This is a genomic window from Pseudomonas sp. D4-21, assembly GCF_051132125.1.
Taxonomy (GTDB): domain Bacteria; phylum Pseudomonadota; class Gammaproteobacteria; order Pseudomonadales; family Pseudomonadaceae; genus Aquipseudomonas.
The window spans coordinates 4,214,093-4,226,934 of sequence record NZ_CP071664.1 but is presented as its reverse complement, the minus strand read 5'-3'; the positions used below and the strand labels follow the sequence as shown (position 1 = coordinate 4,226,934).

Genomic DNA, 12,842 nt, shown 5'->3' with positions numbered 1-12,842 from the left:
AGGAATGCTTCATGACTGACAAGCCTGGTTACCGCCGCCCTCAAGTGGGCACCCAGCCGGAATACCTGCACCCGTCGTACCAGTCCACCAACCTGCGTTCGCCGTCGAAACCTTTGGTGTATCTGCCTCATTCGCTGTCGGAAATCACCGGCCCGACTGTGGGCGCAGATCGCATCCAGGAGAAGGACCACGACCTGACCGCCCAGCACACTGGCGAGCCGCTCGGCGAGCGGATCATCATTCATGGGCGCGTGCTGGATGAGCACGGCGAGCCGGTGCCGGGCGTTCTCGTGGAGATCTGGCAGGCCAACGCCGCCGGACGCTACAACCACGACCGTGACAACCATGACGCGCCGCTGGACCCGAACTTCACCGGCACCGGTCGCACCGTCACCGACGCCGACGGTTGGTATCAATTCCAGACCATCAAGCCCGGCGCCTACCCGTGGGGCAATCACCACAACGCCTGGCGCCCGGCGCATATCCACTTCTCACTGTTCGGGCCGAGCATCCTGACGCGCCTAGTGACGCAGATGTATTTCCCCGGCGACCCGTTGCTGGAATACGACCCGATCTATAACTGCGTGCCGGACACCAGTGCCAAGGAACGCTTGATCGCCCGGTTCGACCTGGAAAAAACCGTCCCTCACTACGCCCTCGGTTATCGCTGGGACATCGTCTTGCGCGGCCGCGATGCCACGCCGATGGAGAAATAAGATGACGCTCAACGCCACTACGTCCCACACCGTCGGGCCTTACTACCACATCGGCCTGACCTGGCTGAACCGCGAAGACCTGACCGACGAGCAGACCCTCGGCCAAAGGGTGGCGATCACCGGGCAGGTGGTCGATGGCAATGGTCAGTTCGTCAACGACGCGATGCTGGAAGTCTGGCAGGCCAACGCGGCCGGCAAGTACGCCCACCCGGAAGACGACCAGGACAAACCCCTCGACCCGCATTTCGACGGTTTTGGTCGGGTACCGGTGGATGCCGAGGGACGTTTTCGTTTCACCACCATCAAGCCCGGCACCGTGCCGGGGCTGGGCGGCACGACCCAAGCCCCGCACCTGGTGGTGTTGGTGTTCGCCCGTGGGCTGGTCAAGCATCTACTGACGCGGATCTATTTTGACGATGAACCCGGTAACGAAGCCGACCCGCTGCTGGCCTGCGTGCCGCAGGAACGACGCGGCACCCTCGTGGCCAAGCCCGATGCGTCGGGGGTGTACCAGTGGAACGTGATCCTGCAGGGCACGGATGCCGAAACGGTGTTCTTCGATTACTGAGTGAAAATCTCGGTGGCGAGGGAGTTCGCTCCCGCTGGCTTGCGACGCATTTCGTCAGACCAATCGCGCTGCCTGGTTTGCGACTGCTTCGCAGCCGAGCGGGAGCAAGCTCCCTCGCCACGGGTGTGATGCAAGCCCTGTGGGAGCGAGCTTGCTCGCAATAGCGTCGGTACAGGCGCTACTGCATAAAACACTGTTTGTGGAACGGGACTGTTACGAAGTGTGTCTAGACGTCGTCAGTCCCCAACGAGTGAAAAATCATGACCACCCCAACCAGCCACTACACCGGTGAAGAGCGCAGCAAGCGTATCTTCGCCATCGTCGGTGCCTCATCCGGCAACCTGGTCGAATGGTTCGACTTCTATGTCTATGCCTTTTGCGCCATTTACTTCGCGCCGGCATTCTTTCCGTCGGACAACCCCACCGTGCAACTGGTCAACACCGCCGGTGTATTCGCCGCCGGGTTCCTGATGCGGCCGATCGGCGGTTGGATTTTCGGCCGGGTGGCGGACCGTCACGGGCGCAAGAATTCGATGATGATCTCGGTGCTGATGATGTGCTTCGGCTCGTTGCTCATCGCCTGCCTGCCCACCTACAAGGACATCGGCGTCTGGGCGCCGGTGCTGCTGTTGCTCGCCCGTCTGCTGCAAGGCCTGTCGGTGGGCGGCGAGTATGGCACCACCGCCACCTACATGAGCGAAGTCGCCCTGAAAGGCCAGCGCGGCTTCTTTGCGTCGTTCCAGTACGTGACGCTGATCGGCGGGCAGCTGCTGGCGGTGTCTCTGGTGGTGATCCTGCAGCAGTTTCTCAACGAAGATGAACTGCGCGCCTGGGGCTGGCGGATTCCGTTCGTGGTCGGCGCCGTGGCGGCAATGATTTCCCTGTTCCTGCGCCGCTCACTGAAGGAAACCAGCAGCAAGGAAATGCGCGAAAACAAGGACGCCGGCAGCATCGCAGCACTGTTTCGCAGCCACAAGGCCGCCTTCATTACCGTACTGGGCTACACCGCCGGTGGTTCGCTGATTTTCTACACCTTCACCACGTATATGCAGAAATACCTGGTGAACACCGCCGGGCTGCACGCCAAGACCGCCAGCTACATCATGACCGGCGCGCTGTTCCTCTACATGTGCATGCAACCGCTGTTCGGCATGCTGGCGGACAAGATTGGCCGGCGTAACTCCATGCTCTGGTTCGGTGGCCTTGGGGCGCTGTGCACGGTGCCGATCCTGCTGACACTCAAAAGCATCAGCAGCCCGTTCCTGGCATTTGTCCTGATCACGTTGGCGTTGGCGATCGTCAGCTTCTACACCTCCATCAGCGGTTTGGTGAAGGCTGAAATGTTTCCACCGGAAGTGCGCGCGCTGGGAGTAGGGTTGGCGTATGCGGTGGCGAATGCGATTTTTGGCGGTTCGGCCGAATACGTCGCCTTGAGCCTGAAGGCCCAGGGCATGGAGAACGCCTTTTATTGGTATGTCACGGTGATGATGGTAGTGGCGTTCCTGTTCAGCCTGCGCCTGCCCAAGCAGCCGGCGTATTTGCATCACGATCTTTAAGGCTTGCTTGATTCATTGTGGCGAGGGGATTTATCCCCGCTGGGCTGCGCGGCAGCCCTCTCTTGTGAGCGCTTCGCACTCAAGCGGGAGCAAGCTCCCTCGCCATAACTGCATCTATTTTCTCAAGGAATGTTTATGAGCGAACGACCGGGCAATCAGCTCTTCGATGCCTACTTCACCGCCCGCGACATGCGCGACGTGTTCTGCGATGCGGGGCGGGTGCAGGCCATGCTGGACGTCGAAGCGGCACTGGCCCGGGCCGAGGCGCGAGTGGGGCTGATCCCCCACGAGGCGGTGGCGCCGATCGAGAACGCCTGCCACGCCCACCTGTACGATTTCGGCGCGTTGAGCGAAGCGATCGCCAGTGCCGGCAATTCGGCGATCCCGCTGGTCAAGGCGTTGGGCAAGCGCATCGCCACCCAGAGCCTGGAAGCTGAGCGGTACGTGCATTTGGGTGCCACCAGCCAGGACGTGATGGACAGCGGTCTGGTGGTGCAGCTGCGCCAGGCGCTTGGGCTGATCGAAAACGAACTGGCGCAACTGGCCGACAGCCTGGCCCGACAAGCCGAACGCTACGCCGCGACGCCGTTGGCCGGGCGTACGTGGTTGCAACACGCCACGCCGGTGACCCTGGGCATGAAGGTCGCCGGTTGGCTGGGGGCGATCACCCGCAGTCGCCAACGCTTGCGCGAGCTCAAGCCGCGCCTGCTGGTGCTGCAATTCGGCGGCGCTTCCGGGACGCTCGCTGCCTTGGGTGAGCACGCGCTGCCAGTCGCAGAGGCGTTGGCCGCCGAGCTGCAATTGAACCTGCCGGAGCAGCCGTGGCACACCCAGCGCGATCGCCTGGTGGAGTTCGGTTCGGTGCTGGGCCTGATCGCCGGCAGCCTGGGCAAGTTGGGGCGTGACATCAGTCTGTTGATGCAAACCGAAGCCGGCGAAGCGTTCGAACCCTCGGCGCCGGGCAAGGGCGGTTCGTCCACCATGCCCCACAAACGCAACCCGGTGGGCGCGGCCGTGCTGATCGGCGCGGCGACGCGCGTGCCGGGCTTGTTGTCGACGCTGTTCAGCGCCATGCCCCAGGAACATGAGCGCAGCCTGGGGCTGTGGCACGCCGAATGGGAAACCCTGCCGGAGATCTGCTGCCTGGTATCCGGCGCGCTGCAACAGGCGCGGCTGCTGGCCGACGGGCTGGACGTGGATCCGTCGCGCATGGCCCGTAACCTGGAGTTGACCCAAGGGCTGGTGCTGGCGGAGGCCGTGAGCATCGTCCTGGCCCAGCGTGTGGGGCGCGACACCGCGCATCATTTGCTCGAACAATGCTGCAAGCGCGCCGTGGCCGAACAACGGCACCTGCGCGAAGTGCTGGGGGACGAACCTCAGGTCACCGCGCAGCTATCCACGACCGAGCTCGATCATCTGCTCGACCCGGCCCACTACCTTGGACAAGCCCAGACCTGGGTCGCCCGAGCCGTGGCCGAACACCTTGCCTTGAATGCCTGAAAGGAGATTGTTGTGGGATTCGTCAAACTCGCCGAGGGCGATCTGAATTATCGATTGGACGGGCCGGAAGACGCGCCGGTTCTGGTGCTTTCCAACTCCCTGGGCACCGACCTGCACATGTGGGACGAGCAGATCCAAGCTTTCAGCGAACACTTTCGCGTGCTGCGTTTCGACACGCGTGGTCATGGTCAGTCGTTGGTGACCGAAGGCCCCTACAGCATTGATCAGCTGGGGCGCGATGTGCTGGCCATGCTTGATGCCTTGAGCATCGACAAGGTGCATTTCTGCGGATTGTCCATGGGCGGGCTGATCGGCCAATGGCTGGGAATCAACGCGGGCGAGCGATTGTTCAAACTGGTCATCTGCAACACGGCGGCCAAGATCGGCGACCCGTCGGTGTGGAACCCGCGCATCGAAACCGTGCTGCGTGACGGCCAGGCGGCGATGGTGGCCTTGCGTGACGCGTCGATTGGCCGTTGGTTTACACCGGACTTCGCCGAGGCGCACCCCGCGACGGTAAAGAAAATCACCGACATGCTGGCTGCCACCTCGCCCCAGGGTTATGCGGCAAACTGCGCGGCGGTGCGGGACGCCGATTTCCGCGAGCAGTTGGCGTCGATCCGCGTGCCGTTGTTGGTTGTGGCGGGCACCGAGGATGCGGTGACACCGCCGTCCGGTGGGCATTTTATACAAGAGCGGGTCAATGGGGCCGAATACGCCGAGTTCCGCGCCGCGCATTTGTCCAACGTCCAGGCCGGCGCTGCGTTCAGCGCGCGGGTGCTGGATTTCCTGCTTGATTCTGGCCGGGCCTGAGGAGTTTTTTGTGGACGAGAAACAACGTTACGACGAAGGCATGCAAGTGCGCCGCGCCGTGCTGGGCGATGCCCACGTGGATCGCAGCCTCAACGCCCTGACCGAATTCAACAGCGAATTCCAGGAGATGATCACCCGTCACGCCTGGGGCGACATCTGGACCCGCCCGGGACTGCCGCGCCATACCCGCAGCCTGATCACCATTGCCATGCTGATCGGCATGAACCGCAACGAAGAACTCAAGCTGCACCTGCGCGCCGCCGCCAACAATGGGGTCAGCCGTAGTGAGATCAAGGAAGTGATCATGCAAAGTGCGATTTATTGCGGCATTCCGGCGGCCAATGCCACCTTCCATCTGGCCGAATCGGTCTGGGATGAACTGGGTGTCGAGTCGCGGGGTTAGGGCATACCTCGATTCCTGTGGGAGCGAGCCTGCTCGCGAAAGCGGTGGGTCAGCTTGCATCGATGTTGGATGTGATGACGCCATCGCGAGCAAGCTCGCTCCCACAATGATCTCCAGCGGCCATTGAATCTACGTACACCGCCAATCCCCTGTGGGAGCGAGCCTGCTCGCGATGACGGTGGTACAGCCTCCATCCATCTTTGGTTTTTACAGCAGGCTGATCGGATAGCTGACAATCAACCGGTTCTCATCGAACTCATTGGTACTGAAGTCCCTACGCATCGTCGAATTACGCCATTTCACGTTGAGGCTCTTGAACACGCCGCTCTGCACCGTGTAGGCCAGCTCACTTTCCCGGCCCCATTCCTTGCCGTCGTCGACCGTGGCGGTGTGAACGTTGTCACCGCTGATGTAGCGGTTCATCAGGGTCAGGCCCGGCACGCCGACGGCGGCGAAGTTGAAGTCGTGGCGCAGTTGCCAGGATTTTTCCCTGGCGTTGTCGTAGCTGGAGTTGTAGCTGTCGTTCGCCAGGGTGCCGCCGCTGGTGCCGTTGACGCGCATCCAGGCATCGTCGCCGCCGACTTTCTGCAGGCCGACGTAGAAGGTGTTGCCGCCGTATTTGGCGGAAAGCATGGCGAAGGCGGTTTTGTTGTCAAGGTCGCCGGCCAATGCGCTGCCGTCTTCCTTGCCGGTGAAGTAACCGAGGTTGGCGCCCAGGGTCCAGTCGCCGATGGGCTGGCTGTGGGTCAGGTTGAAATACTGCTGGTGGTAGATGTCGGACAGTTCCGCGTACCAGACGCCGACCTGGGTGCGTTTTTCGTTGAAGGCGTATTCGCCGCCACCGAAATTGAAACGGTCGGAGGTGAATGCACCGCGGCCGTTCATCGACATGTCTTCCATGCTCGCGTCGTTACGCGGGCTGTTGGCGCGGAACTGGCCGCCGTAGAGACTCAGGCCGTTGATTTCGGTGGAGGTCACCTGGCCGCCACGGAAGGTTTGCGGCAGGGAACGGCCATCGTCGGAACGCAGGATCGGCAACACTGGCATCCACTCGCCGACTTTCAATTCGGTCTTCGAGACCTTGGCCTTCAGGGCGACGCCCAGGCGACCGAAGTCATCGGCCGGGCGGCCGTCGTCGTGCACCGGCAGCAGCTGGGTGCCGGCCGTGCCACGACCGCCGTCGAGCTTGACCGAGTACAGGCCCAGCACGTCAACGCCGAAACCGACGGTGCCCTGGGTGAAGCCGGACTTGGCGTCGAGGATGAAACTCTGGGTCCATTCCTCGGCTTTGCCCTGGGCATTGTCCGGGTTGGTGAAGTTGCGGTTGATATAGAAGTTGCGCAGGTTCAGCGTGGCTTTGGCATCTTCGACGAACCCCGATTCCGCCGCCAGGACGGGGAGGGCGGTGCTGGTCAGGGCGACGGCAATGAGGCTGGGGAACAAGTGCTGTGTGGGCTTCATGGGCGTTGTCTCTTATTTTTTGTGGACGAAGCGAGTTGTTGCCGCAACCTTTGGGCTGCGGCGGGACGGTGCGTTCGGATTGTGGGAATTGCCCGGGTATCAGCCGGAAGAAGCGGGGCGCATGAACATGGCGTCGAACCTGTTGTTATTGGTTTTGTGTGGGCGATGGTGACGGGCTGGCTGGGATTGATTCAATTGCGATTGGCGGGTTTTGGGCGATTAACGAACGGCAAAAGCACTAGTTGGCTGGATGAGGGGCCTGTGGGAGCGAGCCTGCTCGCGAAGGCGGCCTGACAGCCGGTCGGGATTTTGTTGTCTAGGTACATATCTATTTCTGCGGTAACGGCCGCTGGCGGAACCGCCAGCGGCCGTTACCGCAGAAATAGATATGTACCCAGCCAACAAAAGCAGGGCCGACCGTCAGGCCGCCACCCGCGAGCAAGCTCGTTCCCACACGATTTGTTCCGGTCTGACAGACGCAACGATTTTTCCGACGAGATTTTAAGGTTGCTGCTCGGAAGCGATATCTCTAGGTTCTTCGTGTCGCTGCCAATTCAGCGATCGGGACTGCAAGCCCGCCGAATTTGTTAGGCGCCTAGCCGCGCCCCTATAATCCATGGCGCTTTGGTGCCATCGTTTTATGGTGGCTGTGTGCGGGAGACCTTCGAGTCTGCCGAGGTTGCCTAACGACTCGGTCTTGCAGACCCGCATACAGCTGCCACCTATCATCTGCAAGTGATGCTGGCGGCTCTCATTTTCGTTAGGAGCACCATCATGATCAAAGAAACACCAAATCCCCCAACGCCTGAATCCACCTTCCCCTACAACGACCCCGATCCACAAAAACTCCAAGAAGCCGCAGACCGAGCACTCAATTACCATCTGGGCACCACTCCCGACCCCAAGCCCAAGACCTCAACCACCCAAGTGTTCACCGTCATCGATACCCTCGACACCGAGTGTCTACTGGCAAATCTCAGCGAAACCCTGGCCTCGGCCAATGCCATGCTCAACGACCTGGCGTTCGATCTGGGAGGCTCGCGACGGCATGTCGCGCTAGGCGTTGCGCAGATGATTGACTTGAGCGAGTTGCTGGCCAGTCGAGCGCTGGATATCGTCGACCCGCGTTAACCCTGTCGTTGTAAAAACAGGCCCCAACAAAAAGCCCACCTTTCGGTGGGCTTTTTGTTTTCAGTACATCAATCAGAACAACTTCGTCTCCGGCGCTTTTTCCGCCAGCGGTTCGTGCTTGCCCGTCTCGGCATTCCAGCCACCACCCAGAGCCTTGTACAAATTGACCTCGCTGGTCAGTTGCGCAAGGCGGTCGGTGATCAGCGATTGTTGTGCGCTGAACAACTGGCGTTGGGCGTCGAGGAAGGTCAGGTTGCTGTCGACGCCGATGCGGTAGCGACGCTCGGCCAGGCGGTAGTAGTCCTGGTTGGCGGCGACGAAGTCGGTCTGGGCCTGCAGCTGTTCGTTGTAGGTCTGGCGCGCGGCCAGGCCGTCGGAGACTTCCTGGAACGCTGTCTGAATCGACTTCTCATACTGCGCGACGTTGATGTCTTTCTGGATCTTGGCGTAATCCAGGCTCGCCCGCAGGCTGCCGGCGTTGAAGATCGGCAGGTTGATCTGCGGCGCGAAGGTCCAGGTGCCCGAACCGCCCTTGAACAGACCGGACAGGTCAGGGCTCAGGGTACCGGCGTTGGCCGTAAGGCTGATGCTTGGGAAGAACGCGGCCCGTGCGGCGCCGATGTTGGCATTGGCGGCGAGCAGGTTGCGTTCGGCCTGGAGAATGTCCGGACGACGTTGCAGCAGGTCCGACGGCAGCCCGGCCGGCACTTCGCTGAGCAGGTCATCGCTCAACGGTTGAGTGCGCAGGTTGGCCGGCAGGCCGGTGCCCAGCAGCAGGGTCAGGCTGTTTTCATCCTGGGCCACTTGGCGGGTGTAGCGAGCCAGTTGCACGCGGGCGTTTTCCACTGCGGTGCGCGCCTGGCTCAGGTCCAGGGCCGAGGCCACGCCGACTTCGGCGCTGCGCGAGGTCAGCTTCAGGCTCTGTTCGTAGGTGCCCAGGGTGTCCTGGGTCAGCTTGAGCAGTTCCTTGTCCGCCTGCCAGGTCAGATAGGCGTTGGCGACGTTGGCCACCAGGCTGATCTGGGTGCTGCGACGGGCTTCTTCGGTGGCGAAGTAGCTTTGCAACGCTTGCTCGCTCAGGCTGCGGACGCGACCGAACAGGTCCAACTCGTAGGCGCTGATCCCCAGCGTTGCGGAGTAGGAACTGCTGATGGCCGCTTCGCCGGTCTGCGAAGCCCGTGCCGGCACGCGCTGGCGGCTGCCGGAGCCGGTTGCCGAGACCGCCGGGAGCAGGTCCGCCCGCTGGATGCGGTATTGCGCGGCGTAGGCGTCGATGTTCAACGCAGCGACCCGTAGGTCGCGGTTGTTTTCCAGGGCAACCTGGATCAGCTGTTGCAGCGCAGGGTCATGGAAAAACTGCTTCCAGCCCTGCTCGGCGGCTGCCTGGCCGGGGGCGTTGGCCGGTTCGTAGGCCGGGCCTTGCGGGTACTGCGCCGCGACCGGAGCTTCGGGCCGCTGATAGTCCGGGATCAGCGAGCAACCGCTGAGCACGACCGCGGCGATGGTCAGGGAGAGTAGCGACTTGCTCATTGGCCAGCCTCTTTAGAAGTTTCAGGAGTGTTGTCCTGGTCGGCATTTTTGCGACGACCTAACGACGACACTGTCACGAAGAACAATGGCACCCAGAAGATTGCCAGGATGGTGGCCGTGAGCATACCGCCGATCACGCCGGTACCGATGGCGTGCTGGCTGCCCGAACCGGCGCCGGTGGAAATCGCCAGCGGGACGACGCCGAGGACGAACGCCAGGGACGTCATGATGATGGGCCGCAGACGCATCCTACAGGCTTCGATGGCGGCTTCCACCAGGGTCCGGCCTTGTTCGTGGAGTTCCTTGGCGAACTCGACGATCAGGATGGCGTTTTTCGCCGCCAGGCCGATCGTTGTCAACAAGCCCACCTGGAAGTACACGTCATTGGACAGACCGCGCAGGCTGGTGGCCAGCAGGGCACCGATAATCCCCAACGGCACCACGAGCATGACGGCGATCGGAATCGACCAGCTTTCATACAGTGCCGCCAGACAGAGGAATACCATCAGCAGCGAGAGCGCGTACAGGGCTGGGGCCTGGGAACCCGACAGGCGTTCCTCGTACGACAGGCCTGTCCAGGAGATGCCGACGCCGGCCGGCAACTTCTTGGCGATGGCTTCGACCTCGGCCATGGCTTCACCGGTGGAATAGCCCGGCGCCGGAGCACCCAAGACTTCCATCGCTTCCACGCCGTTGTAGCGCGCGAGTTTCGGCGAACCATAGGTCCACTCGCCTTTGGCAAAGGCGCTGAACGGTACCATGGTCCCGGCGCTGTTGCGCACGTACCACTTCTTCAGGTCTTCCGGACTCATGCGAGCGCCCGGCTGGCCTTGCACGTAGACCTTTTTAACCCGGCCACGGTCGATGAAGTCGTTCACGTAGCTACTGCCCAGGGCGATCGACAGGGTGTTGTTGATATCGGCCAAGGTGATGCCCAGCGCGCTGGCCTTCTCGTCGTCGATCTCGAGCTGGTATTGCGGCTCGTCGTTCAGGCCGTTCGGACGGACCTGGGTCAAGACCTTGCTCTGGGACGCCATGCCCAGGAACTGGTTACGAGCTTCCATCAGCTTGTCGTGGCCGATGCCGGCGCGGTCCTGCAGGAACACGTCGAAACCGGTGGCGTTACCCAATTCCAGCACTGCTGGCGGGGCGAAGGCGAACACCATTGCGTCACGGAAGGTAAAGAAATGCTGCTGGGCGCGAGCGGCGAGCTTGAACACGCTGTTGTCGGCGTTACGCTCCTCCCACGGTTTCAGCATGATGAACGCCATGCCCGAGCTCTGGCCACGACCGGCGAAGTTGAAGCCGGTCACGGTAAACACCGAGGCCACGGCATCGCCTTCACCACCGTCCTTGCTTGGACGCAGCAGGAACTCGCGCATCTTGTCGACCACCACCTGGGTGCGCTCGGCACTGGAGCCGGCCGGTGTCTGTACCTGGGCAAACAACACGCCCTGGTCTTCTTCGGGCAGGAACGCGGTGGGGATGCGGGTGAACAGCCAGACCATGCCGACCACAATGATCACGTAAGCGAGCAGATACGGAGCCTTGCGCTGGAGCATGTTGCCCACGCCACGCTCGTAGCTCCTGACGCCACGGTCGAAAGTGCGGTTGAACCAGCCGAAGAAACCGCGTTTCGGCGTGCCGTGCTCGCCTTTCGGAATGGGCTTGAGCATGGTGGCGCACAGGGCCGGGGTGAAGATCAGGGCGACCAACACCGACAGCGCCATCGCGGAGACGATCGTGATGGAGAACTGTTTGTAGATCACGCCGGTGGAGCCGCTGAAGAACGCCATCGGCAGCAGCACCGCCGAAAGCACCAGGGCGATACCCACCAGGGCGCCCTGGATCTGGCCCATGGACTTCTTGGTGGCTTCCTTGGGCGACAGGCCTTCTTCGCTCATCACCCGTTCGACGTTTTCCACCACGACGATGGCGTCGTCCACCAGCAAGCCGATGGCCAGCACCATGCCGAACATGGTCAGGGTGTTGATGCTGAAGCCGGCCGCCGCGAGAATCCCGAAGGTACCCAGCAACACCACCGGCACCGTCATCGTGGTGATGATGGTGGCTCGGAAGTTCTGCAGGAACAGGAACATCACCAGGAACACCAGCACGACCGCCTCGACCAGGGTTTCAACCACACCCTTGATCGACTCGCTCACCACCGGCGTGGTGTCGTATGGGAACACCACTTCTACGCCCTGGGGGAAGAACGGCTTGAGGTCGTCAATGGTCTTGCGCAGGGCTTTGGCCGTGTCGAGTGCGTTGGCACCGTTGGCCAGTTTTACCGCCAGGCCCGACGCTGGTGCGCCATTGAACTGGGCGCTGATGCTGTAGTTCTCGCCGCCCAGGCCAACGTCGGCCACATCGCCAACGCGCACTTGGGAGCCGTCCGGGTTGACCTTCAGCAGGATCGCCTTGAATTGCTCGGCGGTCTGCAAGCGGGTCTTGCCGATAATGGTCGCGTTCAGTTGCTGGCCGGGCAGGGCAGGCAAGCCGCCGAGTTGGCCGGACGAGACCTGGACGTTTTGCGCGGCGATAGCGTTTTTGACGTCCACCGGGGTCAGGCTGAAATTGTTCAACTTGGCCGGGTCGAGCCAGATCCGCATCGCATACTGGGCCCCGAAGACCTGGAAGTCGCCGACACCGGCAGTGCGCGAGATCGGATCCTGCATGTTGGACACGATGTAGTTGGACAGATCGTCCTTGGTCATGCTGCCGTCGCGCGACACCACCCCGATCACCATCAGGAAGTTTTTCACCGACTTGGTCACGCGGATGCCTTGCTGCTGCACTTCTTGCGGCAACAGCGGGGTGGCCAGGTTCAGCTTGTTCTGGACCTGGACCTGGGCGGTATCGGAGCTGGTGCCCTGCTCGAAGGTCGCGGTGATGGTCATGCTGCCGTCGGAGTTACTTTCCGAGGACACATAACGCAGGTTGTCGATACCGTTGAGCTGCTGCTCGATGACCTGCACCACAGTGTCTTGCACGGTTTGTGCGGAAGCACCTGGGTAGGTCACCTGGATCGCAATGGCCGGCGGCGCGATGCTCGGGTACTGGTTGATCGGCAACTTGAGGATCGACAAAGCGCCGACCAGCATGATCACCAGGGCGATCACCCAGGCGAAGATCGGACGGTCGATAAAGAATTTCGACATGGT

Annotated in this window: 10 protein-coding genes; 7 read left to right on the top strand and 3 right to left on the bottom strand. The window is 61.9% G+C overall.

Annotated elements, in window-relative coordinates; genetic code table 11:
* Positions 1–11: 11 nt before the first annotated feature.
* The 6 genes from pcaH to pcaC all read left to right on the top strand — a co-directional run bounded on the left by pcaH (position 12) and on the right by pcaC (position 5,556).
* Positions 12–716: a protocatechuate 3,4-dioxygenase subunit beta gene (gene pcaH, locus J3Q04_RS18825; protein ID WP_420764442.1), complete on the top strand. Its 705-nt coding sequence runs from the start codon at positions 12–14 to the stop codon at positions 714–716.
* A 1-nt stretch (position 717) separates the two neighbouring features.
* Complete coding sequence (pcaG, locus tag J3Q04_RS18820) at positions 718–1,284, top strand: protocatechuate 3,4-dioxygenase subunit alpha (RefSeq protein ID WP_420764443.1); 567 nt, start codon at positions 718–720, stop codon at positions 1,282–1,284.
* Positions 1,285–1,544: 260 nt separating this feature from the next.
* The gene (locus J3Q04_RS18815) at positions 1,545–2,840 is read left to right on the top strand and encodes an MFS family transporter (protein WP_434610019.1); all 1,296 of its coding nucleotides are present in this window, start codon (positions 1,545–1,547) and stop codon (positions 2,838–2,840) included.
* A 135-nt stretch (positions 2,841–2,975) separates the two neighbouring features.
* On the top strand, positions 2,976–4,340 hold the full coding sequence (locus J3Q04_RS18810; RefSeq protein WP_434610021.1) for a 3-carboxy-cis,cis-muconate cycloisomerase: 1,365 nt from the start codon (positions 2,976–2,978) through the stop codon (positions 4,338–4,340).
* 12 nt (positions 4,341–4,352) lie between these two features.
* Positions 4,353–5,153 (top strand): 3-oxoadipate enol-lactonase, encoded by an 801-nt coding sequence (pcaD, locus tag J3Q04_RS18805; protein WP_434610023.1) that lies wholly within the window; start codon positions 4,353–4,355, stop codon positions 5,151–5,153.
* A 10-nt stretch (positions 5,154–5,163) separates the two neighbouring features.
* Positions 5,164–5,556 carry a 4-carboxymuconolactone decarboxylase gene (gene pcaC, locus J3Q04_RS18800; protein WP_030142291.1) on the top strand — a complete coding sequence of 131 codons (393 nt, stop codon included), beginning with the start codon at positions 5,164–5,166 and terminating at the stop codon, positions 5,554–5,556.
* A gap of 207 nt (positions 5,557–5,763) precedes the next feature.
* Here pcaC and J3Q04_RS18795 read toward each other — a convergent pair whose 3' ends face one another.
* A complete protein-coding gene (locus J3Q04_RS18795) occupies positions 5,764–7,017 on the bottom strand; it encodes an OprD family porin (RefSeq protein WP_434610025.1) in 1,254 nt (417 codons plus the stop codon).
* A 774-nt stretch (positions 7,018–7,791) separates the two neighbouring features.
* Between J3Q04_RS18795 and J3Q04_RS18790 the strand changes: the two genes are divergently transcribed.
* Positions 7,792–8,148, top strand: a complete 357-nt coding sequence (locus J3Q04_RS18790) for a DUF6124 family protein (protein ID WP_434562724.1) — start codon at positions 7,792–7,794, stop codon at positions 8,146–8,148.
* 72 nt (positions 8,149–8,220) lie between these two features.
* Here the strand turns inward: J3Q04_RS18790 and adeC are convergent, their stop codons facing one another.
* Positions 8,221–9,678 carry an AdeC/AdeK/OprM family multidrug efflux complex outer membrane factor gene (gene adeC, locus J3Q04_RS18785; protein WP_420766763.1) on the bottom strand — a complete coding sequence of 486 codons (1,458 nt, stop codon included), beginning with the start codon at positions 9,676–9,678 and terminating at the stop codon, positions 8,221–8,223.
* Entirely contained in the window at positions 9,675–12,839 is a 3,165-nt protein-coding gene (gene emhB, locus J3Q04_RS18780; RefSeq protein ID WP_434562726.1) for an efflux RND transporter permease subunit EmhB, read from the bottom strand. Before emhB ends, adeC begins: the two co-directional genes overlap by 4 nt.
* Between the last annotated feature and the right edge of the window lie 3 nt (positions 12,840–12,842).

What these genes read in the sequence shown, in the direction of transcription:
- pcaH (WP_420764442.1), top strand. Translation starts at nt 12, where the DNA reads ATGACTGACAAGCCTGGTTACCGCCGCCCTCAAGTGGGCACCCAGCCG.
- pcaG (WP_420764443.1), top strand. Translation starts at nt 718, where the DNA reads ATGACGCTCAACGCCACTACGTCCCACACCGTCGGGCCTTACTACCAC.
- J3Q04_RS18815 (WP_434610019.1), top strand. Translation starts at nt 1,545, where the DNA reads ATGACCACCCCAACCAGCCACTACACCGGTGAAGAGCGCAGCAAGCGT.
- J3Q04_RS18810 (WP_434610021.1), top strand. Translation starts at nt 2,976, where the DNA reads ATGAGCGAACGACCGGGCAATCAGCTCTTCGATGCCTACTTCACCGCC.
- J3Q04_RS18795 (WP_434610025.1), bottom strand. Translation starts at nt 7,017, where the DNA reads ATGAAGCCCACACAGCACTTGTTCCCCAGCCTCATTGCCGTCGCCCTG.
- J3Q04_RS18790 (WP_434562724.1), top strand. Translation starts at nt 7,792, where the DNA reads ATGATCAAAGAAACACCAAATCCCCCAACGCCTGAATCCACCTTCCCC.
- adeC (WP_420766763.1), bottom strand. Translation starts at nt 9,678, where the DNA reads ATGAGCAAGTCGCTACTCTCCCTGACCATCGCCGCGGTCGTGCTCAGC.
- emhB (WP_434562726.1), bottom strand. Translation starts at nt 12,839, where the DNA reads ATGTCGAAATTCTTTATCGACCGTCCGATCTTCGCCTGGGTGATCGCC.